Annotated in this window: 20 protein-coding genes and 1 pseudogene; 10 read left to right on the plus strand and 11 right to left on the minus strand. The window is 62.3% G+C overall.

Annotated features, from left to right (window positions below):
* Positions 1 to 83: 83 nt before the first annotated feature.
* Together FKL89_RS04890 and FKL89_RS04895 are read right to left on the minus strand one after the other, a co-directional pair.
* Positions 84 to 1,451 (minus strand): DNA recombination protein RmuC, encoded by a 1,368-nt coding sequence (locus FKL89_RS04890; RefSeq protein ID WP_238363486.1) that lies wholly within the window; start codon positions 1,449 to 1,451, stop codon positions 84 to 86.
* Positions 1,448 to 2,473 (minus strand): DUF2891 domain-containing protein, encoded by a 1,026-nt coding sequence (locus FKL89_RS04895; protein ID WP_156861710.1) that lies wholly within the window; start codon positions 2,471 to 2,473, stop codon positions 1,448 to 1,450. Before FKL89_RS04895 ends, FKL89_RS04890 begins: the two co-directional genes overlap by 4 nt.
* A 195-nt stretch (positions 2,474 to 2,668) precedes the next feature.
* Between FKL89_RS04895 and FKL89_RS04900 the strand changes: the two genes are divergently transcribed.
* On the plus strand, positions 2,669 to 3,718 hold the full coding sequence (locus FKL89_RS04900; RefSeq protein ID WP_156861711.1) for a GMP reductase: 1,050 nt from the start codon (positions 2,669 to 2,671) through the stop codon (positions 3,716 to 3,718).
* Positions 3,719 to 3,765: 47 nt separating this feature from the next.
* Here the strand turns inward: FKL89_RS04900 and FKL89_RS04905 are convergent, their stop codons facing one another.
* Complete coding sequence (locus FKL89_RS04905; RefSeq protein ID WP_156861712.1) at positions 3,766 to 4,584, minus strand: mechanosensitive ion channel family protein; 819 nt, start codon at positions 4,582 to 4,584, stop codon at positions 3,766 to 3,768.
* 188 nt (positions 4,585 to 4,772) lie between these two features.
* On the opposite strand from FKL89_RS04905, the gene FKL89_RS04910 reads away from it, so the two are divergent.
* The 3 genes and pseudogenes from FKL89_RS04910 (at position 4,773) to FKL89_RS20545 (ending at position 6,996) form a co-directional block, all read left to right on the plus strand.
* Positions 4,773 to 5,807, plus strand: a complete 1,035-nt coding sequence (locus FKL89_RS04910; protein WP_156861713.1) for an ABC transporter substrate-binding protein — start codon at positions 4,773 to 4,775, stop codon at positions 5,805 to 5,807.
* Positions 5,808 to 6,309: 502 nt separating this feature from the next.
* Positions 6,310 to 6,483, plus strand: a pseudogene (locus FKL89_RS20540) (c-type cytochrome); the annotation flags it as partial.
* Complete coding sequence (locus tag FKL89_RS20545; protein WP_395706148.1) at positions 6,472 to 6,996, plus strand: c-type cytochrome; 525 nt, start codon at positions 6,472 to 6,474, stop codon at positions 6,994 to 6,996. The pseudogene FKL89_RS20540 and the gene FKL89_RS20545, both read left to right, overlap by 12 nt.
* Positions 6,997 to 7,021: 25 nt before the next feature.
* Here FKL89_RS20545 and FKL89_RS04920 read toward each other — a convergent pair whose 3' ends face one another.
* Together FKL89_RS04920 and FKL89_RS04925 are read right to left on the minus strand one after the other, a co-directional pair.
* Positions 7,022 to 7,165, minus strand: coding sequence for a hypothetical protein (locus FKL89_RS04920; protein WP_162527396.1), 144 nt, complete (start codon positions 7,163 to 7,165; stop codon positions 7,022 to 7,024).
* Positions 7,158 to 7,973, minus strand: a complete 816-nt coding sequence (locus FKL89_RS04925) for a substrate-binding domain-containing protein (RefSeq protein WP_156861716.1) — start codon at positions 7,971 to 7,973, stop codon at positions 7,158 to 7,160. The genes FKL89_RS04920 and FKL89_RS04925 overlap by 8 nt, the downstream gene beginning before the upstream one ends.
* Positions 7,974 to 8,260: 287 nt before the next feature.
* On the opposite strand from FKL89_RS04925, the gene FKL89_RS04930 reads away from it, so the two are divergent.
* On the plus strand, positions 8,261 to 9,496 hold the full coding sequence (locus tag FKL89_RS04930; RefSeq protein WP_156861717.1) for a serine hydrolase domain-containing protein: 1,236 nt from the start codon (positions 8,261 to 8,263) through the stop codon (positions 9,494 to 9,496).
* 69 nt (positions 9,497 to 9,565) lie between these two features.
* On the opposite strand, the gene FKL89_RS04935 is transcribed toward FKL89_RS04930, so the two are convergent.
* From FKL89_RS04935 to FKL89_RS04950, 4 genes are all read right to left on the minus strand, one after another.
* Entirely contained in the window at positions 9,566 to 11,113 is a 1,548-nt protein-coding gene (locus tag FKL89_RS04935) for a delta-60 repeat domain-containing protein (RefSeq protein WP_156861718.1), read from the minus strand.
* Between the two features lie 178 nt (positions 11,114 to 11,291).
* On the minus strand, positions 11,292 to 12,068 hold the full coding sequence (locus FKL89_RS04940) for an ABC transporter ATP-binding protein (protein ID WP_156861719.1): 777 nt from the start codon (positions 12,066 to 12,068) through the stop codon (positions 11,292 to 11,294).
* Positions 12,065 to 13,060 (minus strand): FecCD family ABC transporter permease, encoded by a 996-nt coding sequence (locus FKL89_RS04945; protein WP_156861720.1) that lies wholly within the window; start codon positions 13,058 to 13,060, stop codon positions 12,065 to 12,067. Before FKL89_RS04945 ends, FKL89_RS04940 begins: the two co-directional genes overlap by 4 nt.
* 24 nt (positions 13,061 to 13,084) lie before the next feature.
* Positions 13,085 to 14,017: an alpha/beta fold hydrolase gene (locus tag FKL89_RS04950; protein WP_156861721.1), complete on the minus strand. Its 933-nt coding sequence runs from the start codon at positions 14,015 to 14,017 to the stop codon at positions 13,085 to 13,087.
* Positions 14,018 to 14,437: 420 nt separating this feature from the next.
* Between FKL89_RS04950 and FKL89_RS04955 the strand changes: the two genes are divergently transcribed.
* The 5 genes from FKL89_RS04955 (at position 14,438) to FKL89_RS04975 (ending at position 20,419) form a co-directional block, all read left to right on the plus strand.
* On the plus strand, positions 14,438 to 15,157 hold the full coding sequence (locus FKL89_RS04955) for a GntR family transcriptional regulator (protein WP_238363487.1): 720 nt from the start codon (positions 14,438 to 14,440) through the stop codon (positions 15,155 to 15,157).
* Positions 15,150 to 16,493 (plus strand): malonyl-CoA decarboxylase domain-containing protein, encoded by a 1,344-nt coding sequence (locus tag FKL89_RS04960; protein WP_238363488.1) that lies wholly within the window; start codon positions 15,150 to 15,152, stop codon positions 16,491 to 16,493. Before FKL89_RS04955 ends, FKL89_RS04960 begins: the two co-directional genes overlap by 8 nt.
* A gap of 175 nt (positions 16,494 to 16,668) precedes the next feature.
* Entirely contained in the window at positions 16,669 to 17,664 is a 996-nt protein-coding gene (locus FKL89_RS04965; protein WP_156861722.1) for a tripartite tricarboxylate transporter substrate binding protein, read from the plus strand.
* A 60-nt stretch (positions 17,665 to 17,724) separates the two neighbouring features.
* Entirely contained in the window at positions 17,725 to 19,278 is a 1,554-nt protein-coding gene (locus FKL89_RS04970) for a malonate--CoA ligase (protein ID WP_156861723.1), read from the plus strand.
* A 13-nt stretch (positions 19,279 to 19,291) separates the two neighbouring features.
* Entirely contained in the window at positions 19,292 to 20,419 is a 1,128-nt protein-coding gene (locus FKL89_RS04975) for an NAD(P)/FAD-dependent oxidoreductase (RefSeq protein WP_156861724.1), read from the plus strand.
* Positions 20,420 to 20,455: 36 nt separating this feature from the next.
* Here FKL89_RS04975 and FKL89_RS04980 read toward each other — a convergent pair whose 3' ends face one another.
* Both FKL89_RS04980 and FKL89_RS04985 read right to left on the minus strand, forming a co-directional pair.
* Positions 20,456 to 21,559 (minus strand): M48 family metallopeptidase, encoded by a 1,104-nt coding sequence (locus tag FKL89_RS04980; RefSeq protein ID WP_156861725.1) that lies wholly within the window; start codon positions 21,557 to 21,559, stop codon positions 20,456 to 20,458.
* Positions 21,549 to 22,700, minus strand: coding sequence for a YjgN family protein (locus FKL89_RS04985; RefSeq protein ID WP_156861726.1), 1,152 nt, complete (start codon positions 22,698 to 22,700; stop codon positions 21,549 to 21,551). Before FKL89_RS04985 ends, FKL89_RS04980 begins: the two co-directional genes overlap by 11 nt.
* Between the last annotated feature and the right edge of the window lie 40 nt (positions 22,701 to 22,740).

Consider the following 22,740-nt stretch of genomic DNA (forward strand, 5'->3'; position numbering starts at 1 on the left):
CCCTCGTGGGGGAGGGCGGGGGAGAGGGGGAATGCGACGGAAGAAAAGCCGTTGATCGGGCAAGCAACCATATCACCCTCTCCCTAGCCCTCTCCCCTCAAGGGAGAGGGGACAGAACGGGCACTCGCATCGTCAATCTCCACCGCCTTGATCCGCTCAAAATGCCCGCTGATCTTGCGGCTGGAAATCTGCACTTGCTCGGCATCGTCATGCGCCTGCTTGATGTGTGTCGCGAGCTTGTCCATGCGTTCCTGAAAGCGCCCGAAGTCACCCCCGAGCTTGCCCAGCTCGGTCTTCATCACGCCGAGCTGTTTGCGCATTTCGGCGTCACGGATCACTGCCCGCACCGTGTGCAGCACCGCCATCAGGTTGGTGGGCGAGGTCATCCACACCCGCTGCGCCTGCGCCTGGGCGACGATGTCCGGGTGGTTGCCAACAATCTCGGCGAATACCGCTTCCGACGGAATGAACATCACCGCCGAATCCGCGCCAGCGCCCGGCTGGATGTATTTGCTGGCAATGTCGTTGATGTGTTTTTTCACGTCATTGGCGAACTGCTTGCGCGCAGTATTGCGCTCGGCTTCCGCCAGCGTCGCGTCAATCGCCGTGCGGTAATTCGACAGCGGAAACTTGGAATCAATCGCCATGCGCGACGCACCGTCCGGCATGGTCAGCACGCAGTCCGCCTTTTCGCGGCCCGAGCCAACAGCCGCCTGAAACTCGTAGACGCCGGGCGGCAGCGTGTCGCGCACCAGCGCCTCCAGTTGCACTTCACCAAAGGCACCGCGCGCCGATTTGTCGGAGAGCACCTGCTGCAAGCTGACCACGTTGGTGGTGAGGCCGTCGATCTTCTTCTGCGCTTCGTCGATGACGGCCAGTCGCGCCATCACGCTGGCAAAGGTTTCGTTGGTCTTCTTGAAGCCTTCGTCGAGACGTTCGTTGACCTTGCCGCTGATCTGCTCCAGCCGTCCGTCGACCGTTTTGGTCATCGTCTCGGCCTGCTGCGTGATCTGCGCGCTCATATTGCGCAACGTGTTCTGCAGCAGCTCCTGATTCGCCCGCGTCTGCTCGGCCATTTTGCCGAGCATGCCTTCCAGCACGTCGCGCTTCAGCGCATCCTGTTGCGACGACAGCGTCTGCTGCAGCAGCGCCAGCTGCTTCAGCGAGGCTTCTGTCTGCTGCGACAGCGTGTGCACCACTTGCACCTGCAGCGTGCCGATCACTTCGCGCGTGCCACTACTGGCGGTGGTGAGTTCGCGCCCGACGCGCTCGCTGACCTGATTGAACATGCCGCCCACATCGCCGATCATCGCGCGATGCTTGGTTTCAAGCTGGCTGCCCAGCTCGCCACTCATGCGGCGCACGATGCCGCCTTTCTGCGTCGCGACCAGAATCAGGATGACGATGAGCAGAACGACAATGAGCGCGAGTGCCAGCTCGACAAGGCTCACGAGTGCCACTCCGTCTCGGCCAGCAACGCAAAGGAGATCAGCCAGTGCGTGCTCACGTAGTCGCCACCGGTGATCGCCGCTTCGGCCGCGCGCAGATGATCGCCAGAGAGTTCGCCAAAGCGCTGCCAGCGCGGGTCATCGCCCGGCGCGAGCATCTGCATTAGCCCGCGCATGCACCACGCGCGTGACAGGTTGAGGCCATGGTTGTGAACCTGCTTCGCGTCCTTCTCATTGGTCACCCGTGCCGGCTCAAGTCGCGCAAAGTCGCCGTGGGCGATCTCCGGCAGGAAGGCGTTGAACCACGGCAGAAATTCATCGCGCGGCAAAACCAGCGCCATCAGCAGCGCTTCGGTGAGGGCCGGAGAAAGAAAGTCCTCGCCGGAAAAGTCGTAAGCAAGCGCATAGTTGCGATCTGTCGAGAACCACTTGCGGGCGGTCTGTGCAATCAGTGCTGCGAATTCGTCATCTCCCACCGTGCGCGCAAACTGCAGTGCGTGGATCATGCCGAATGAGGTGTTGGAGTGCACACCGTGGCGGACCGGTGCCGGCGCTGTCTGCATGTGCTCAAACATCGCGTCCGACAGGCGATCGGCCAGCGGTGTGAGTGCCACACGCCAGCGCGCTGCGTGAGGATGGCCGCAGACGGCGATCTCGGCGTAGAGCTTGAGCAGCCAGCCCCAGCCATAGGGACGCTGCCAGTGCGCACCACCGTCGCGGTCAAAGTAGGCCGCTTCGCGGCGTGCCTTGCCTTCATCAAACTGCCGGTCGAACCACGATACGATCGCCCGCGAATGGGTGGCTTCGGAATCGAGATTCAAGAGCCGCGCCAGCGACCAGTGCATGTGCACGCAGGAATGCCAGTCGTAGCTGCCGTAAAAGATCGGATGCAGCGCCGAGGGCACACAGCCCTGCGCTTCGGTCGCCGAATGCACAAAGTGCATGATGAAATTCGGATACTCGCGGCGCACGTTGTCGAGCGCGGTGCGGGCGTAGCTGGCGTGGGTGGCATTGATGTCCGGCATAAGCCGAAGTCTAGCTTTTCATTCCTATAATCTCGTGCAACCAAGCGGGGTTGCCACCGAACGAGAGTTTGCCGGCGCCCCGCTTTTTTGTTGCTGCCGCGATTTTGCTTACCCGTTCGTCCTGAGCCTGTCGAAGGATGCACCTGCAACGTCTGCGTTCATGGTTCGACAGGCTCACCACGAACGGTGATCACAATGCGTATCGAAGAAGAACTGAAACTTGATTTCAAGGACGTTTTGTTCCGTCCGAAGCGCTCGACACTCGGCTCGCGCGCCAAGGTGGAACTTAAGCGCACCTACAAGTACCGCCACTCTGGCCGCAGCAGCGAAAGTGTGCCGATCATCGCCGCCAACATGGACACGGTAGGCACCTTCGAGATGGCGGTCGCGCTGGCGAAGCACGAGATGCACGTGGCGCTGCACAAGCACTACCCGGTGGAGGACTACGTCACCTTCTTCAACGATAACAACCATCCGGTGCACCGCTACGCGTTCTATTCACTTGGAATCACTGACCCGGATCTCGAAAAATTCCGCGCAGTACGCAACGACACCGGCAGCAACATCGAGTTTGTCTGCATCGACGTTGCCAATGGCTACACCGAGACATTTCTCGACTTCGTCAAGCGCTTTCGCGAGTCTTACCCGACCGTTACGATCATGGCCGGCAATGTGGTGACGGCCGACATCACCGAGGCACTGATTCTTGCTGGTGCTGACATCGTGAAAGTGGGCATTGGTCCCGGCAGCGTGTGCACCACGCGCAAGATGACCGGCGTTGGCTACCCGCAGTTGTCCGCGATCATCGAATGCGCCGACGCAGCGCACGGCCTGGGTGGCCACATCTGCGGTGACGGTGGCTGCACGGTGCCTGGCGACGTGGCCAAGGGCTTCGGCGGAGGCGCGGATTTCATGATGCTCGGCGGCATGTTCGCCGCGCACGATGAATCAGGCGGTGAGATCGTGCACCAGCACGGCAAGACGTATCGCCGCTTCTACGGCATGAGCAGCGACGTCGCGATGGAGAAGTACGCCGGCGGCGTCGCCAAATACCGCGCATCAGAAGGTAAGGAAGTCATCCTCGAAGCGCGCGGCCCGGTCGAACACACCATACAGGAAATCCTCGGCGGCCTGCGCAGCACCTGTACCTACGTTGGCGCCCGCACGCTCAAGGCGCTGTCAAAGTGCACGACGTTTGTGCGGGTGACGCAGCAGATCAATGAGGTGTACGGGAGGGCGGTGTAGCCATCGAGTCTCCTTCAGAAACTATTTCTGCAAAGAACCGCCGCCGGCTACACCTGCCGCTGCACCTGCGGCGTCGCCGGCACCGGATAACCGGCCTTGCCGAATTCGTAAGCAATGGTTTTATTGATGTCGAAGTAGACCTGCCAGTAGTGGTCGGTGTGGGCGTAACCGCGCACGGTAAGCAGCGGGCCTTCGGCGGTGAACTTGACGATTTCGACCTCCGGCGGTGGGTCAGCGAGCACGTTCTTGATGCCGGGCAAGGCAGCTTTCAATCGTTTCACTGCATCGTTGATATCGACGCCGTTGGCCACCTTGGCTTCGCAGTCCACCCGTCGCTGCGGCAGCGTGGAAAAGTTCTTGATGGTGTCGCTGAAGATCTTGTTGTTGCCGACCACGTGCGTCACGCTGTCGCCGGAGACGATGGTGGTGCCGAACAGGCCCAGCTCTTTCACCGTGCCTTCCACACCGCCCGCACTGACGTAATCGCCCACCTTGTAGGGGCGCAGCACCTGCAGGAACACCCCGGCTGCAAAGTGCGAGAGCAGACCACCCCACGCCGTGCCGATGGCGAGGCCGGCACCGGCCAGCAGCGCCGCGAAGCTGGTGGTATGGACGCCGAAAATATCGAGGATCGCGAGTATCAGGATGATATTGAGGACCACTCCGATGATCGACACCAGATAGCGCGCCAGGGTGGGCTCGATCCTGCCCGTCCTGTTGATTGCCTTTTCCACCAGTTTCAGTACGGCGCTGATGATCCAGCGGCCGATGATCCAGGTGGCGATGGCGGCCAGCACCTTGAGTCCGAAGTCGGCGCCTTTGGTGGCGAGCCAGTCCATGATTTGTGCGGTATTGAGGCTTCCCATGTGGTCTCCGTTGCGCAAAGTTCGCGATATGCAGCAATTCGTAGCACTGCACCGCCGCGCTGACCAGCGTGCGGTTATCACTTGCACCCAAAATCAGAGCATTGCCGTTGTCGGCTGGCGGTCAACCCGCAGGCTACAACGCGCTCCGCGTCCTATACTGTCCCGGTACTTACGAAGGAGGACTCCACATGCGTACATCGCACGCACTCACGCTCGTCGCGGCCGCTCTCGCCGCTGCGGCTTCGCAATCCGCGCTGGCCCAGGACAAGGGGCATCTCAATATTTACTGCTCGATGCAGATCGAGTGGTGCACGCTGGCGGCCAATGAGTTTGCCAAGCAGACCGGCGTCAAGGTCAACACCTCGTTCAAGGGCTCGGGCGAGACCTTCGCGCAGGTGAAGGCCGAGGCGAGCAACCCGAAGGGCGACGTCTGGTTCGGTGGCACCGGCGACCCACACCTGCAGGCTGCGGAAGAGGGCCTGAGCGAGATGTATCAGTCGCCCAACATGAAGGACCTGCACAACTGGGCGCAGTATCAGGCACAGATCTCGGGCTACAAGACCGTCGGCATTTACGCCGGCGCGCTGGGCTTCAGCTACAACACCGAAGTGCTCGGCAAGAAAAAACTTCCGCCACCGGCGTGCTGGGCGGACATCATCAAGCCGGAGTACAAGGGTGACGTGCAGATGGCCAACCCGGCGGCGTCCGGCACCGCCTACACGGCGCTGGCGACGCTGGTGCAGGTGTTCGGCGAAGACAAGGCCTTCGACTACCTGAAGGCGCTGCACAGGAATATTTCGAACTATCCGAAGTCGGGCACCGGACCGGTGAAGGCCGCTGCACGCGGCGAGACTGCCATCGGTGTGAGCTTCATGCATGACGTGCCCGGCGAGAAGAAGAATGGCTTCCCGGTGGAGATGGCGGCTCCCTGCGAAGGCACCGGCTACGAGGTCGGTTCGATGTCGATCCTCAAGGGTGCCCGCAATCTGGAGAACGCGAAAAAGTTCTACGACTGGGCACTGACGCCCGACGCGCAGAAGCTCGCCGCCCAGGCCAAGCAGTACCAGCTGCCGTCCAACAAGAACGCGCCGCAGCCGCCAGAAGCGCCGCGCTTCTCCAGCATCAAGCTGATCCAGTACGACTTCAAAAAGTACGGCTCGTCGGCGGAGCGCAAGCGTCTGCTCGAAAAGTGGGAGAAAGAGGTCAACTCGATTCCGCGCTGATCTGCCGGCCAGCAGCTTTAGTTGAAGAAGCCCATTGGATATGGGCGAAAGATCAAAAAACGGCTCAAGTCGACTTGAGCCGTTTTTATTTGCCGAGCCCAATGCGGTCAATGGTTTCGGTAAAAAGCCAATACGATCGTAGCAACGAATGAGCCGCTTTTGCGAAGCGTGCGCTACTACCTCCATCCCGTAAGGAATTTCGCGGCATTTATCGCCCGATTGTTGGCAACTCGCGTATTGCGCCGTACAGTCCGCCCTTACGAAAACATCAAGACCGTTAGGGGTAGACATGAAAACCTGGATCAAGTGGACGGCCGGCGTGGTCGGCGTCCTTGTTGTCGCTGCGGCCGCAGCAGCCATCGTTGGCACCCAGCTTGCTGAGCGCAAACGCAACCGCGTCATCGACATCAAGGTGAAGGCGGTCGCCATTCCGAGCGATGCTGCGGCCATCGAACGCGGGCGTTACCTGTACGCATCACGCGGCTGCGCCGATTGCCACGGCGCCAATGGCGCGGGCCGGGCGTTCATCGACAACGGTGACATGAAAGTTGCCGGCCCCAATATCAGCCCGGGGCCGGGCAATGTCGTGGCCAGCTACAAGCCGGAAGACTGGGTACGCACGTTACGCCACGGTGTAAAGCCGGATGGCAAACCGCTGTTCATCATGCCCAGTGAAGACTACAACCGCTTGACCGATGACGATACCGGCGCGCTGATCGCCTATGTCAAGAGCCTGGCACCAGTGCCGGGCGGTGAGGCCGTGGTGAAGCTTCCGCTACCGGTGAGGGTGATCTATGGTTTCGGTGGCATTCCGGAGCCGGTGGAGAAGATCGACCACAGCCTGCCGCCCTCGCAGCCAGTTGCGGCCGCGTTGAGTGTGGAGCACGGCAAATACGTGGCTGCCATGTGCATCGGATGCCATGGCGCCACGCTCTCCGGCGGCAAGATTCCTGGTGGGCCACCGGATTGGCCGGCAGCTGCCAACATTACGCCGGGCGACAAGAGCGTTATGCCTGCATACAAGGACGCGACCACTTTCGCGACGATGATGAAGACCGGCAAACGCCCTGATGGCAGCGCAATCAAAGTGATGCCGTTCGAATCGCTGCGCGAGATGAACGAGATCGATGTGCAGGCGCTGTACGCCTATCTGAAGACTGTGCCGGCGAAGCCGTTCGGGCAGCGCTGATCAGCACTGCCCGTGCAAGGCAGCACTACTTGCTGAACAGGGAACCGGTATCACCCCGCTTGAGTCGAGTGACCTGCTCCTGATAGTTGGCGTTGGTCAGCGGCACGAAGCGGGCGTAGGATGCAAAACGTCCGGCGCCCTCGATGACGAAGTTGGCGAAGTCACGCACCTGTGGGCGTCCGTCGCACCTGTGGGCGTCCGTCATAGGCAGCTTTGTTCACATACAAAAAGGTGAGGCGTGCCAGCTTGCCGTATTGCCCGGAGATCACGGATTGACTGGAGGGAATCACCGGGCCGCCGCCTTCGTCCACGGCCAATGCGGCGACTTTGCTCGCATTTTCCGCGTACGCTGCCATGCTGACAAAACCGATTGCGCCGGGCGTCTTTGAGACGCGATCAATCACCGCAGCATGTTCGGTGGCGTCCTGAAAGTCTGAGCGCATCACCTTCGGGCTGCCCGAAATCACCGTCGAAAAGAAATCGAAGGTGCCGGATTTCTGGTCGAGACCAAACAAGGCGACGGGAGTTGCCGGGTAAGCGGCGCGGATCTGGTTCCACGCCAGCTTCTTGCCGTTCGACTCAGGGCCCCAGATCAGGCGCAACTCCGCCAGATTGATGTCGCGCAGCCAGCCGTCATTACGGTTGGCGACCAAAACCACGGCATCCCACGCGACAGGCATTTCGACGAAAGCGACGTTCTTGCTGCGACACGCCGCCAGCTCTTTGCCATTGATGGGGCGCGATGCCATCGCTAAATCGGTGCGATTCTCGCAAAGCTGGCTGAACCCGGTGGAGGTGCCTTTCGCCTCCATCACCAGCGCAGCGTCGGCGTGCCCTTTTTTGTACTGTGCAACGGCGGCCTCCAGCAAAGGTTCAAGCGTGTCCGAACCAGAAATGCGGATGCCGGCCTGTCCTTGCGCGATGGCAGAAACAGGCAACACCAATGAAAGCGCCAGCAGGCGAAATAGTCTCTTCATATCAACCTCGGTCAGTATTTTTTTGCCGCGCTGCGGTGTTGCTGATGCTGGTGCGCGGAGCGTTCTTTTGACGCACGCGTGGCAGCGTGTGCTTTACGGTGCGTAGATGACAACGCTATTGCCGGCATATGTCCGTTTTGTGACAGGCCGTCGAACTTGTTTCATTTTCATTAGTAAATGACATTTTTTTGGGAATAGTCTTGTTGTCGTTGCGTCACTGTGAAATCCAGGCCTGCACGCAGCATGTGCTAAGGTGGATCGATCAGACACTACCTGCGGCGAGTCGAATGGAAGCACTGAACGCAATGGACAGCGACCCGCGCCAGCTTGGCTGGATGCAGGGGTTTCCACCGCCGCCAGACAAGACCATCCGCTTCGCCGACGGTTCGTACTACGAGTTTCCGCAGCGGCGCTGGGCCTTCAGCCACGTGCGCGAGCTGGTACCAACCGCTTGCGTGTCACGCGGTGATGGTGCGGTGGCGATGCTGCCGCGCGCCGAACGTGATGATCTCGACGATGTCGCGTTCACCACGCTCGACGGCCGCGCCATGACCTGGGGCGAGGCATTCGCCGCCAACTACACGGACGGCGTGGTGGTGCTGCACCGTGGCCGCATCGTCTACGAGAAATACTTTGGCGCGCTGGAGCCGGCGCTGCCGCACAGCGCCTTCTCGGTCACCAAATCCTTCGTTGGCACGCTGGCGGCCATGCAGGTGCACGCGGGCGCGCTCGACGAACAGGCGCAGGTGACGCACTACGTCCCCGAACTCGCCGGCACCGCGTACGCGGATGCCACGGTGCGCCAGGTGATGGACATGACGATCGGCGTCAAGTACTCCGAGGTGTATGCCGATCCGAAGGCGGACATCTGGGCCTACGCGTGGGCAGGCGGCACGCGGGCGCGGCCGCCCGACTACACCGGGCCGACGACGTTTTACGACTATCTCGTGACGCTCAGGAAAGAAGGCGAACACGGCGCCGGCTTCACCTACAAGACAATCAACACCGAGGTGCTGGCGTGGGTCGTCAAGCGCGTGGCAGGCTTGCGGCTGGCCGATCTCACCTCACAGCAGATCTGGGCGAAACTGGGTTGCGAGCATGATGCCCTCTATCAGGTTGACAGTGTGGGTACCGAGTCCGGTGGTGGCGGGCTGTCCACCACGCTGCGCGATCTGGCGCGCTTCGGTGAGGCGATGCGCTGCGACGGCAGCTTCAACGGCCAGCAGGTCGTGCCGGCTTCCGTGGTGGATGACATTCGCCGAGGTGCCAGCCGCGATCAGTTCGCGACGGCCGGTTACGCCACGCTGCCCGGCTGGTCCTACCGCAACATGTGGTGGGTGACGCATGACGCGCACCATTGCTTCACTGCGCGCGGCATTCATGGGCAGCTGATCTGGATTGATCCGCTGGCTGAGATGGTGATTGCCCGCTACGCCTCGCACCCGATGGCGGCGAACGTGTATCTTGATCCGACGTCGTTACCCGCCTATCGCGCGCTGGCGGAGCATTTGTTGCGCGGGTAATTTCGCAGGTCTTTTGTTTTCTTCCCCCGTGGGTGCGTCGGGTGCCACCAGGATTTCCTGCGTGCAGGATTAACCGGGCGCAACAGTCATGCCGCACTGGGTGACCAGGTAGTCTCGAATCAGAGGCCAGCTGTTGCGAGTTGCATGGCTCGCGAACGTGATTCCCGCGAGCACCGATGACCCCGACATGCCAAGAGATATTCGCGTGTAGATCAGCGCATCGGTGGTCGCCAGAACGCGGTTGTCGCCGTCGATATCGAGCGTGCAGATGCGCGCCTCGTTCGGACCGCCTTGGTAGCGGGCAAGGCATACGCTGAGCGAACTCGCATCGCTGGGCGACGGATTGCAGGCTCCGGCGACGACGATATTGCCATCGGGCTGAAGCGCGACACCTCCGGCAACATCAAAGCCACTGATATCAGTTGTGACTTTTCCATCGGCGCTAAACGACGTATCGAGACTGCCATTTGGCAGATAGCGAGCTCCGCAAAAATCGTTGCTGCAGGTGCCGACTGCGACGAGCTTGCCATCGGGTTGGACGACAAGTCCGGATGCCGAATCTGCACCCGCACTCATCGCGGTGAGCACGCGCCCTGTCCCGTTAAAGCTCGTGTCCAAGGTGCCGTTTTCCAGATAGCGGGCAAGGCAAAAGTCGTTGCTGCCGTTCACACAGGTGCCGGCAACCACTACGCGCCCGTCGTGCTGGAGCGCGACCGCATGGGCGCTCGCATCAGCCGAGCCCATTGTGGTGATGAGTTTGCCGTCACCACTGAAGGAGCCGTCAAGCGCGCCACTGTTGTGATACTGCGCAACACAAAATCGACTGATTGAATCGTTAACGCATGCACCCGCCACCACAATCCGGCCATCTGGCCTCAAGGCGATTGCACGAGCGGTATCGTTGCCGTTTCCGATGGCGGTGAACACGCGTCCCCCCACCCCAAAATCGACATCGAGTGCTCCATTTGACAGGTAGCGAACCACGCAAAAGTCATCGCTAAAGACGTTATCGCAGGTACCCGCCACCAAGATCTTCCCGTCAGGCTGCAAGGCAACGGCATGAGCTCGCTCCCTTCCAGTCACGATGTTTGACACGAGCGTGCCCGTCACGTTGAAGCTGGTATCAAGTGTGCCGTTCGACAGGTACCGCGAAAGACAGAACTCGGTTGCGTTAGAGGTGCCGATGGGGAGGCAGCTGCCAGTGACCAGGATCTTCCCATCCGGCTGCACAGCGACCCCAGATGCCTCGGCGGAGGCGGCGCCAATCATCGTACTCACGACGCCGTTATTGCCGAAGCTCGTATCGACCGCTCCGCCTGGCGTAAAGCGAACCAACAAGAACAGGTTTTTGCTGCTTCCTGCGGTGTCCCACCAATAGCCGGCCACCAACACCTTGCCGTCCGGCTGCAAGGCAATCGCCCGACCGTTGGGGTCGGTAAGCGCCAGCTGTGCCTGGACATTGACTTTGCCGCTTGTCCCAAAGCCGGCATCAAGATCGCCCGGCGCGGCCCGACAGAGCGCCGTGGCAGCCCAAACCATCACGCAAAAAATTTGCCAGAGCCTTTTGGACATATCTGCGTCGCCCCCCGCCTTTGCTGCATTGTCAGTATCGATCAATCAAATACGATCATACTGAATTCCGGGGGTAAAAAACACGGAGGCCCTGCCCGCGCGTGAGCCGAGCGCCGCTGGTGTCGCCGTCGCTTAACCGCTGATTCGAGTTGTCCTGGCGAGTCGGGTATGGTGAGCGCCCCGTGCCCACCCAATACAAAGATGAGGAACTCGGCCGCAGGCGCTACACCGCCACGAACGCTGGCCGCAATGCGACGCTGCGGCCGTAACACGCTGACAGGTTCGCCTCGGTCAGGGCTTCATTTGCTTCAGCAAATGCCAGCACCTCGCCCTTTTGCAATAGCAACGCATGATCCGCGATCAACTGGGCTTCCATCGGATCATGGGTGGAGAACACCACCGCCCATTCGCGTTCCCTGGCGATCCGCGCGATGAGCGTCAGAACGAAATGCCGCTGCGCCATGTCGAGGTGCGCACAGGGTTCGTCCAGCAACCACAGGCAGCGTGACTGTGGTTCAGTGCTGCTGAGTGGACGGCCGAGCTGATACAGCGAGCGCGCAAGCTGCACGCGCATTTGCTCGCCGAGCGAGAGCGTCGCGTAGTCGCGCCCGCGCCACTCGGCAGCATGACATTCGGCCAGCGCGGCAGCGACAGCCTCTGCGTCCGGCGCATCAAAAGGCTGGCCGAGCGCGACGTAATCGGCCACGCTCAGCGCAAATGGCACCGCTGGCTCACTCGCGTTGAGTGCTCGTCGCCCGGCAAGCTCCGCAGCAGACCATGCTGTGAGTGGACGGCCGTGCAGTTCGATGCACCCGCCGGTCAGTGGCAGCTCGCCTGCCAGCGTTGCCACCAGCGTACTCTTGCCAGCACCGTTGGCGCCGAGCAGCGCGAGAATTCGTCCGCTGCGGAGAGCGAAACTGATGTTCCGCAACAGCATTGTGCCGCCGACGCGCACGCCGATCGCGTCAACCGTCAGCAGTGGTGTTACCAATGCGCTCATGCGCGCTCCACCCTGCGCGTGACCAGTGACACCAGTAGCGGTACGCCGAGCACGGCCGTGATGGCACCGACGGGCAACTCAATCGGCGGTGCGATGGAGCGCGCAATCACATCTGCCAGCACGCAGAGCAGCGCACCGATCAGCGTCGCCAGTGGCAGCACGACACGCGGCGAAGAGCCGGCCGCGAGCCGCGCGATATGCGGGGCCGCAAGCCCGACAAAGCCGACGCCGCCGCAAAACGCGGTGATCACCGCGACCATCGCGGCGGTGATGAGTGCGACGCGAACGCGCAGCTGTTGAACGTTGACGCCCACGGTTCGCGCCGCGCGCTCGCCGAGCGCGAGTGCCGCCAGCGCATTGGCCTGAACCCCCAGCGCAACGCCGCCGAGCGCCGTGCAGACAACCATCGCTATGACCACTGGCCAGTCAAGCGACGCAAAGCTGCCCAGCATCCAGAACGAGAGTGTTTTCAGTTGCCCTTCGGAGGCCAGCGCTGTCAACAGCGCAAGGCCGGCGGCGCAGGCCGCATTGATCGCGATGCCCAGCAGCAACAGCGTCACGGTGCCGCCAGCCATCGGCGCCGCCCCACGATGTACAACCAACAACATGCCGGCAATCGCCACGCCTGCACCGATCAGGGCGCCAATCCAGAGGGCTGCCCCCGCGCCGACAACGATCAGCGCGATGGCCGCGCCCAGCCCGGCTGCCGCCGGTACCCCGAGCAGGCCGGGGTCAGCGAGAGGGTTGCGGAACAGCGCCTGCAGCGCCGCGCCCGCCAGTGCGAACGCCGCACCGCCAGCGCAGGCCGCGATCACACGCGGCGCGCGAAGTTGCGTCAGAACCGACCATTCAGCCTCGTTCAGGTGCCCGCTCAGCAGTTTGCCAATCGCCAGCGGATAGGCACCGACCACCAGTGACAGTAGCATTGCGGCCACGAGCAACACGGCTACGACCAGCGCGGCGCGGGGCAAGGTATTTCCGCCAGGCGTCATGTGGTCCGACGAGTGTCGTGTGACCTACCCCGCAAGATGCGCCTCTACCTTCGCCGCGACGAGCTCCGGCTGGTCGTGCTGCAGCATGTGGCCAGCGCCAGCGATGACTTCAAAGCGGATGTCGTGGAAGGCCGCCAGGCGCGAGGCGAAGCTGCCTGGCGCATGACCGTCGCGTGTCTCCGGCACAAAGCTCTCGTCGGAGTAGCCCACCCACTTCTTGGCGTCCGATTCGCTGGCACCGAGCCAGAGCGTTGGTGCAGTAACCCGCTGCCAGATGCTGATCACTTCGTCGAGCCGGTAGACGGTCGGGAACGGCAACTTGTGTGCTGGGTCGGCACGCAAATGCCAGCGACCGTCGTCCTTCTGTTCGGCCCAGTGCGCGGCGAGCCACAAGGCACGCTCACGAGTCAGGCGGGCATTGTTCTTCTGTAAGCGGTCGGCGACGCGCTCCAGTGTTTCGTAAGACGACAGCGTGGCGCCCGTCTTGATGGCGTCCAGCCATTCGACATACCGCGCCGCCGCCTTTGACGGCGGCGTTGACGGAATGCCGAAGCCGTCGAGCGAGACCAACCGCTTGACGCGCTCGGGCCGCAGGCCGGCGTAGAGGCAGCACACGTTGCCACCAAGGCTGTGGCCGACCAGATGCATCGGCGCGTTCGGGCTGAAGTGATCCAGCACCGCCTCAAGATCGGCGACGTATTCCGGGAACCAGTAGCCGCCGGCGGCTTCACGCGACGGCTCGGTGCCGCCGTAACCGCGCTGGTCGGGTGCGATCACGTACCAGTCGCGTGCCATCGCATCCACCAGAAACTGAAACGAAGCCGCCACATCCATCCAGCCGTGCAGCATCAGCACTGGCTCATGGGCGGGGTTGCCCCAGGTCAGCACCTCCGCAGTGTGGCTGCGGACCGGGATACGGTGGCGGGTGAAGGGTTTGTGGGCTTGGTACTCAGACATCCCCGAAGCGTAGCAGCGCACACCGCGCTTGATTGGAGCGGCTGCTTGAGTCGCGCCGCGTCAAAACCTTTAGTTGTTACTACAGGTACGCATCGGCTTTTTTGTCAAGGCCTTATTGCTATTGGGCACACGGTCGAAAAGTGCAGTAAGTCGACTTCTGGATGAATGTCATGCTAAGCCCAACTGTAATGCGGGTCTAGATGAAAAGATGAAAAGCCCGGCCCCCAGTCCTGTCGATCACCGAAAGTCATTGCGAATCACGTAAAAATTCTGTAATCTCATAATTATGAACGTTTGGGCGTACTACTGTTGTGCCGCTTCGGTTGCCCGTTGGAGTGGCGACGACGGCGGCGATCGCCTCGCCGTGGCGCGTCGTCCTTTCGCCCCTGCCGCCGCCTACGGGCAAAAGGGTGGCGCACAGTGAGCGAAGTAATCCCCTTCCGCAGCGTCTCCCTGCACGATCAGGTCGCCGAGCGCCTGCGCTCGCTGATCTTCGACCGTCAGCTGGCGCCGGGCGACTTCATTGACGAGGTCACGCTGGCCGAGCGCTGGCAGATCAGCCGCACGCCACTGCGCGAGGCGCTCAAGGTGCTCGTCTCCGAAGGGCTGGTCGAGCCGGTGCCGCGGCGCGGCTGCCGCGTGATCGAAATGACGGCGACTGACGCCGACGAGTTGTTCCCGATCATGGCGATGCTCGAAGGCCGCTGTGCTTTCGAGGCGACGCAACACGCCACCGACGCCGACCTGCGCGAGCTGCGCCGCCTGCACGACGAACTGGAGCGCACCGCTGCCGCGCACGACGTGGACGGCTACTACCAGGCCAATCACGGCTTTCACAGCTTTGTGCAACGCCTCGCCGGCAACCGCTGGCTAGATCGCGTGACCGCTGACCTGCGCAAGTTCGTGCGCATGCTGCGCGGCCGTCAGCTCATCCTGCCGGGGCGCATCGACGCCTCGATCAACGAACACCGCGTCCTGCTCGCGGCCATGTTCGAGCGCGATGCCGCGCGCGCCGAGCGAGCCATGCACGATCACCTGCTGGCACAACATGCGGCGCTAAAGACACTGAGAAAAATCGAATCCGGGGACTCCGTTCAAGCCGAACCTCACCCATTCGCCAAGGAAGCCTCAAGTGCCTAACGTGCTGGCCGAACTCTCCCCCGTCCCTGCGCTGCGCAAGGCGGCACAGCAAATCTCGCAGCTCTCCAGCGAGCGTCGCGTTGCCAAACTCGTGCGCGAGTGCCACCGCCTGCTCTCGGTGCGTGCCGAGGCCAACTCACCGGTGATCGCGCAGGCCATCATCGGCGAGATCGAAACGCTCGCCGAGAGCGAATACGACGCCCTGTTCGAGGCGCTCGCGCGGCAGTTCTCGCCGGAGCCGGACGCAGTGCTCAACGCGGCGCAAGCCTACGCGGCCGGCCCTTCCGCCATCACGCTGGCTGCGCTGTCGGCCGTGGCCGAACCGCCACGACAGGAACTCTTCCGCCGCCTCAACCGCGCGCCGGGCGGTACGGCGGCGCTGGTGCGCCTGCGCCGCCGGATGCTCAAGCGGCTGCGCGAGCACAGTGAGTGGCAATCGGTCGAGGCCGATCTGCTGCATCTGCTGTCGTCCTGGTTCAACCCCGGCTTTCTTGAAATGCGGCGCGTTGACTGGAGTTCGCCAGCGCACCTGCTCGAGCAGATCATCCGGCACGAGGCGGTGCATGCAATCGACGGCTGGGACGATCTGCGCCGGCGCCTGCAACCCGACCGCCGCTGCTTCGCGTTCTTTCATCCGCAACTGGCGGAAACGCCGCTGATCTTTGTCGAGGTGGCGCTGGTCGCAGCGATGCCGGACGCCATCGCGCCGCTGATCGACAAGAATTCGCCGATCACGTCACCAAAGCACTTCCGCGTTGCGGCGTTCTATTCAATCAGCAACTGCGAGCCGGGTTTGCGTGGCGTGTCGCTGGGCAACTTCCTGATCAAGCGGGTGGCCGAGGCACTTCAGGCGGAACTGCCGCAACTGAAGACCTTCTGCACGCTGTCGCCGATCCCCGGCTTCATGGCGTGGCTGTCGCGCGGCAAGGCGGCGCTGGTCTACGATGGTCTGAAACCGGCAACGCTGAAGCGGCTCAACGCCGCACTCGATATCCTGGCCAAAGCCACGCAATCCGATTTTTCGCGCCTGGCAAACCGGGACCTCGTCAGCGGTCTCGACGAGTCAGCGCGTGAAGCACTGCTTGCGCTTGCGGGAGCCTATCTGATCCACGAGTCACCGCGCACCCAGGGTGACCCGGTGGCGCGCTTTCACCTCGATAACGGGGCGCGACTGGAGCGACTGAACGCGCTCGCCGACCTGTCGCCCAAGGGGCTCAGGCAGTCCGCCGGACTGATGGTGAACTATCTCTACAACCTCGATCGTGTCGAGCAGTCGCACGAGGATTTTGTCAACGGCACCGTGACGCACGCGCGGGCGGTGTCGTCGCTGCTGTGAACAGAAACTGTCACTGAAACACTGGTTCCGTTTTCAAATCAAAAAGGACGCGAAGTCGAGCCGCAGACAGTGCAAATGCACGGCAAGGCGAAGACGACAAAGTAATTTTTGATTTGGAAACGGAATGACAGGCGCCGCACAGCGACGGCACTTACATTTTCAACAAGGAGGCCCCATGTCCGATCAATTCACGCGCACGTCCCGTCGTGCACTGGCGACGCTGTTCACCGGCGCGGTCGCAGCAGTCACAGCGACGATGTCCCATGCCGACGCTGGCTGGCCCACCAAACCAGTCACCATCGTGGTGCCGTTTCCGGCTGGTGGCGGCACCGACGCTTTTGCCCGCCCGTTGACGGCGACGCTCAGCAAGAACACGGGCAAACAGTTCATCATCGACAACCGCGGTGGCGCGGGTGGCACCGTAGGCGCATCGATCGCCGCCAAGGCGACACCGGATGGCTACACCTTCTTCATGGGGGCGGTGCATCACGCGATCGCGCCGTCGATGTACCCGAAGCTCGACTATGACATCGAGAAGAGCTTCGTGCCGGTGGCACTCGTCTCGTCGGTGCCACAGGTGATCGTTGTCAACCCGCAGCGAGTAGCTGCTAACGATCTCAAAGGCTTCATCGAGGCGGCAAAGAAGGCCGATGGCAAGATGAATTACGGCTCGGCCGGCAATGGCTCGTCGCATCATCTGGCCGGAGAACTGTTCAACGGCCTTGCTGGAACGAAGATCGCGCACGTCCCCTACAAGGGCGCAGGCCCGGCACTGACCGACCTGATGGGTGGCCAGATCGATGCGATGTTTGACGGCATGGGTTCCAGCGCGGGCCACATCAAGGGCGGGCGCATCAAGGCCATCGCCGTGGCGAGCGACAAGCGCGCGCCCGGCTTCCCGAATATCCCCACAGCGGCTGAATCGGGGCTCAACTACAAGGTGTCAACCTGGTACGGCCTGTGGGCGCCGAAAGGCACGCCACCGGACGTGATTGCCAGGATGCAGGCTGAGCTGAAAAAGGCGTACAACTCCGACGAGCTGAAGACCATCTGGAACGGGCTGGGCGCCGAAGTGCCCGACCTCTACGGCGATGCCTTCGGCAAATTCGTCACCAGCGAAATCAAGCGCTGGGGCGATGTGGCCAAGGCTTCGGGGGCGAAGCTCGACTAGCGATTGCGCGATCATCGCGGGCTTGCACGCGATGATGACGATGTCACGACAGAGATGCTGATGAACAACGAAAACCTCTTCGCAGCGCTACGCGCCGCATTCCCGGATGACCTCGATGCCACCGCGATCGACGCGGCGGATAGCGCGACTGGCGCCAATCTCAAACGTCACTCCTGGCGCGACATGGATGAGGCGACAGCGCGTATCGCCAACTTGCTGACCAGCATGAATCTGCCTGCTGGCAGTCGCGTCGCAGTGCAGACCGAGAAGAGCGTCGAAGCGCTGATGCTGTACCTCGGGGTATTGCGGGCGGGCTATGTTTATCTGCCGCTCAACACGGCGTACCAGGCGGCGGAGATCGAATACTTCATCGGCAACGCCGAGCCCGCGGTGGTCGTCTGCGCGCCGAAATCGCTTCCTTGGGTGCAGCCGATCGCCGATGTTGCGAAGGTCGCCAAAGTGTTCACGCTGGATGAGAACGGTCAGGGCACGCTGACCGAAGCCGCTGCTACGCAGTCGACAGTGCACACGGTCGCCACGCGCAAAGCGGATGATCTCGCCGCGATCCTTTACACCAGCGGCACCACCGGGCGCAGCAAGGGCGCGATGCTGTCGCACCGCAATCTGCTGTCGAATGCGCAGACCCTTCTTGATTACTGGGGTTGGTCAAGCAAGGATGTGCTGATTCACGCGCTGCCGATATTTCATGTGCACGGACTGTTTGTGGCCTCGCATTGCGCGCTGCTCGCGGGCGCACGGATGATCTGGTTCGCAAAGTTTGATCCGACGGCAGTCATCAAGCGCCTGCCCGAGGCGACGGTGTTCATGGGCGTGCCGACGCTCTATGTGCGCCTGCTGGCCAACGCGTCGCCGCAGCTCACTCGCGAGGCCTGCGCCAACATGCGGCTGTTCGTCGCGGGATCGGCGCCGCTGCTGATCGAAACCTTCAACGAGTTCCACGAGCGGACGGGTCACACCATTCTCGAACGTTACGGCATGAGCGAAACCTGCATGCTGACCTCGAATCCCTATCGCGCGGCCGAGGGCGAACGGCGCGGCGGTACGGTCGGCTTTCCGCTACCGGGCGTCAGCGTGCGCGTCGCTGATGACAAGGGCGGTACCTGCGCGGTGGACGAGATCGGCGGCATTGAAGTGCGCGGCCCCAATGTGTTTGGCGGCTACTGGCGCATGCCGGAAAAGAACAAGGAAGAATTCACGGCCGATGGCTGGTTCAAGACCGGTGACGTCGGCAAGATCGATGCGCGCGGCTACGTGACCATCGTTGGCCGCAGCAAGGATCTGATCATCAGCGGCGGTTACAACGTCTACCCTGCCGAGATTGAGGGTTACATCAACGAGATGCCCGGCGTCGCCGAATCAGCGGTGGTCGGCCTCCCACACCCGGATTTCGGCGAAGGTGTCATCGCTGTCGTGGTGGCCAAAGCCGGGACCATGCTGGATGGCGACGCCATTGTTGCCGCATTGAAAGGCAAAATCGCCAACTTCAAGGTGCCGAAACGCGTCTTCATCGCAGCGGACCTGCCACGCAACGCGATGGGCAAGGTGCAGAAGAACCTGCTGCGGCAGGAGCACGCGAAACTGTTCGAATCATAGATAGCCACCCACCGTGCAGGAGTTTGACGTTCTCATCGTTGGTGCAGGTATCGCCGGTGCGTCGCTGGCGTGGCGACTGGCGGCGAGACGCAAGGTGCTGCTGATCGAGCGCGAGGCTTTCCCAGGCATGCACTCCACCGGCCGCTCGGCGGCGATGTTCATGGAGAGTTACGGGCCACCGGGTGTGCGTGCGCTGACGCGTGCGAGCCGCGCCTTTTATGAGCATCCACCATCAGGCTTTTGCGATACGCCGCTGTTGTCCCGACGCGGCGCACTGTACGTCGCGATGCACGGGCAGGAGGAACTGCTGGCGGACACCGCCCGTGAACTGACCACGCACGGAGGTGCGATTGAGCAACTCGACGCAGCAGCGACGCTCGCGCGGGTGCCCTGCCTGCGGCCGGAGCTCGTTCACGGCGCGCTGTACGAAGCGGCGGCTGAAGATATCGACGTGCATGTGCTGCATCAGGGCTTCCTGCGCGGCTTCAAATCGCAGGGCGGTACGTTGCATACGGAGACCCAGGTGAGCACCGCAGCACACAACGCTGGTGGTTGGGACATTGGGCTGAGCAGCGGTGATGCGATTCGTACGACGGTGGTGGTGGACGCGGCGGGCGCCTGGGCAGACGAGGTGGCAGCGCTGTTTGCAGCGCCTGCGGTTGGTCTGGTGCCGCGCCGCCGCAGCGCCTTCACCTTCAAGACGCCGGATGGCATGGATGTGACGTCATGGCCGGCGGTGGTCGGCGTTGACGAGGGCTGGTACTTCAAACCGGATGCTGGCCGCCTGCTTGGCTCCCCGGCGAATGCTGACGACACGGTGCCGCACGACGTGATGCCCGAGGAGCTCGACATCGCAATTGGCATTGACCGTCTGCAAACCGCGACGACGTTGACCATCCGCCGGCCAGAACGCACGTGGGCCGGCCTGCGTTCGTTCGTTTCCGACGGCGAACTGGTGATCGGTTTTGACAATCACGCGCCCGGCTTCTTCTGGCTCGCCGCGCAGGGCGGCTATGGCATCCAGAGTGCGGCTGGCGCGAGTGAGCTGGCAACGGCGCTCATCTGCAGCGAGCCCCTGCCAGACTCGCTTCGCGTCGCGGGGGTTGACCCCACCGTGTTTCGCCCCGGCCGCTTGCGTTGAGATAAGTGGCGCCCGCGCCGTGCCGCACCGACATGGTCAGCGCGCCTTTTCGAAGCGTTCGATCCGGCGTTCGATGTCGGGATGGGTGCTCAGGAACTCGGGAATCGAGAACAGCGGGCCGCTTCGCTTCGTTTTGTTCGCCGACTTTGGGTCGGTATCGCCGGTGGATTTTTCTTTTGGCTCGTCATCATCGAATGGGCCGCGGTCACGCATGCGGCGGAACAATTCGGCGATTGAGCGTGGATCAACGCTGTTGGCCCGCATCCCGGCGATCGCCTCGTCATCGGCTTCGGTCTCAAAGTCACGCGAATAGCTCAGCTGACTCATGATGATCGCGGCGTTGGCCAACGAGGTGAAGTCTCCGAAGTACCAGGCGGCGACCGCCGATACAGCGGCGGTACGGATCAGCGTGCGCAGGCCATGCCGGTGCTGCACGTGGCCCAGCTCGTGGGCGAATACCCCGGCGAGCGCGGCGTCGTCCGGCGCCATGTTGACGATGCCGTCGAGAAAGACGATCGTGCCGCCGGGTAGCGCGAACGCGTTGGCCATGTTGCCAATGCGCTGGAAGCGGATATCCACCACCGGGCTGCCCGCAGTGCTCGCGGCGATCTGCTGGAACCTGGCGCGCAAGCGGGCCTGTGTTTCAGCGTCCAGCTTGCTCGGCTCCAGGCTGCCCTGCGTCGTCAACTGCGCGATGACGGCACGATCAAGCGCTTTTGACCATGAATCCGGTACCCGCCGCGCCAACACATCTGCTGCAACTGGCAACCCCCACAGGTAAGCCGCCACACCAATCACAAGGCTCGCGATCAACGAAAACGCGACCATGTGCAGACTGTGTTGCCAGCGGGTCACTAGTGCATCGGGCTTGCCGGCTGCGGTCAGCAAACGGGAGAGTTGCGCGCTGTCGTCCACTTCCAGCATGTCGCCATTGGCGAGATGGACGGTGCGCGTAGCGGTGGCGAAGCGCTCCGAAGCGCGCAGCTCACTCACTGCGATATCGCGCGCAGCGCTTTCGCCGTCCACGCTCAACCTGAGGGTGCCGATTTGCTCTGCAAGCGTGAGGGTTGCAGCGCGGGCGCGAACGCTGCCCTCTGCCGGGAAGTAGCGTGCGCTGACGGGGGCAATGTCAGAGAGCAATATCAACGTCCATCAGATCGGCAACCTCGGAGCCCACGGCACGCTGCGAGCCTTCGCGCAGCACGGCAACCAGATCATCGGCAGTTCCAGTCCACGACATCGCCTCAATCCGCATGCGCGCCAGCGTCATGGCCGCGAACGGACGGTAGAGGCCGAGGGTGATGATGGTCAACAGCGTCAAACCAAGCCAGTTCAGCATGAAATTGGGCACTGCGAGATCAGAGTGGAAGCGCTGCCCGGCCAGCGAGGTACCGCGCCAGACGGTGTTTTGCAACATGGCAAGAATCAGCGGACCGACCGCCAGCAGGGCCACGTAGAAACCACCGACCATGATGATGACTGCTGCCAGTTTGCCGATTGGCATGTCACCCTTGGTAGCGATGGTTGCGATGTCCACGCCAAGTGTCATCGCGATCAGCACCGAGGCCACCGCACCGATTGCCATCATGTACCCGACCGCGACGAGGTAAACCAGGTAGTACTGTCCGACGCCAATATGCAGGCCGAATTCGCTGGTACCGGCACGGGCGCCCGCCGTGTAGTAGCGGCGCAGACGATACTGGATGTAGGGCCCGATGCCATAGAAGCCCAGCATGGTCAGGATCAGCAGGCCCATGCCGAGAAACGGCGAAATCAGCATCGACAGCCCGCTCACTGCTCCGGCCGCGACCACAATGCCAATCGGCAGCAAAAGTGCCGAGTAAGCGCCTTTGGCATCGCCCAGAAATGCGAAGCGCAGATTGCGCCACGTGGTGTTCGACAGATGGAATCGCATTGAACGGTAAAGCAGCCAGGGCAACGCCAGCAGGTACGCCAGCAATACCGCAATGCCAAGAAAGGGCACATTGATCAGCAGGATCAGCAGCACCGCAATGATGCGGCCCTTGAGGATGGCAATGGGCGAGCCATGAAAGTCGAAGCTTGATCCGGCAAAGCGCGTGTTGTTGTAGAAGTAACGCAGCCGCCGCACTTTGGCCCACGCTGAGTAGATGCCGAGCGTGACGATCGTCAGCAGTACGTTGACGATCCATATCTTGAAGTATTCCGACCCGGAGCCGGTGAATTCGAATCGCTGCGGTTCGCCTGCAGGCGCCGCGGTTGTCGATCCCGGCGACGCCGGTACTGATGCAATGTCAGACATGAGCTGTACCGCCGAAGCGCCCCCGTGTTTTTGATCACCG

This window comes from Casimicrobium huifangae (genome assembly GCF_009746125.1).
Lineage (GTDB): Bacteria > Pseudomonadota > Gammaproteobacteria > Burkholderiales > Casimicrobiaceae > Casimicrobium > Casimicrobium huifangae.

Coding starts and splice junctions, on each gene's coding strand:
- FKL89_RS04895 (WP_156861710.1), bottom strand. CDS start 2,473: ATGCCGGACATCAATGCCACCCACGCCAGCTACGCCCGCACCGCGCTC.
- FKL89_RS04900 (WP_156861711.1), top strand. CDS start 2,669: ATGCGTATCGAAGAAGAACTGAAACTTGATTTCAAGGACGTTTTGTTC.
- FKL89_RS04905 (WP_156861712.1), bottom strand. CDS start 4,584: ATGGGAAGCCTCAATACCGCACAAATCATGGACTGGCTCGCCACCAAA.
- FKL89_RS04910 (WP_156861713.1), top strand. CDS start 4,773: ATGCGTACATCGCACGCACTCACGCTCGTCGCGGCCGCTCTCGCCGCT.
- FKL89_RS20545 (WP_395706148.1), top strand. CDS start 6,472: ATGCCCAGTGAAGACTACAACCGCTTGACCGATGACGATACCGGCGCG.
- FKL89_RS04925 (WP_156861716.1), bottom strand. CDS start 7,973: ATGAAGAGACTATTTCGCCTGCTGGCGCTTTCATTGGTGTTGCCTGTT.
- FKL89_RS04930 (WP_156861717.1), top strand. CDS start 8,261: ATGGAAGCACTGAACGCAATGGACAGCGACCCGCGCCAGCTTGGCTGG.
- FKL89_RS04940 (WP_156861719.1), bottom strand. CDS start 12,068: ATGAGCGCATTGGTAACACCACTGCTGACGGTTGACGCGATCGGCGTG.
- FKL89_RS04945 (WP_156861720.1), bottom strand. CDS start 13,060: ATGACGCCTGGCGGAAATACCTTGCCCCGCGCCGCGCTGGTCGTAGCC.
- FKL89_RS04950 (WP_156861721.1), bottom strand. CDS start 14,017: ATGTCTGAGTACCAAGCCCACAAACCCTTCACCCGCCACCGTATCCCG.
- FKL89_RS04965 (WP_156861722.1), top strand. CDS start 16,669: ATGTCCGATCAATTCACGCGCACGTCCCGTCGTGCACTGGCGACGCTG.
- FKL89_RS04970 (WP_156861723.1), top strand. CDS start 17,725: ATGAACAACGAAAACCTCTTCGCAGCGCTACGCGCCGCATTCCCGGAT.
- FKL89_RS04985 (WP_156861726.1), bottom strand. CDS start 22,700: ATGTCTGACATTGCATCAGTACCGGCGTCGCCGGGATCGACAACCGCG.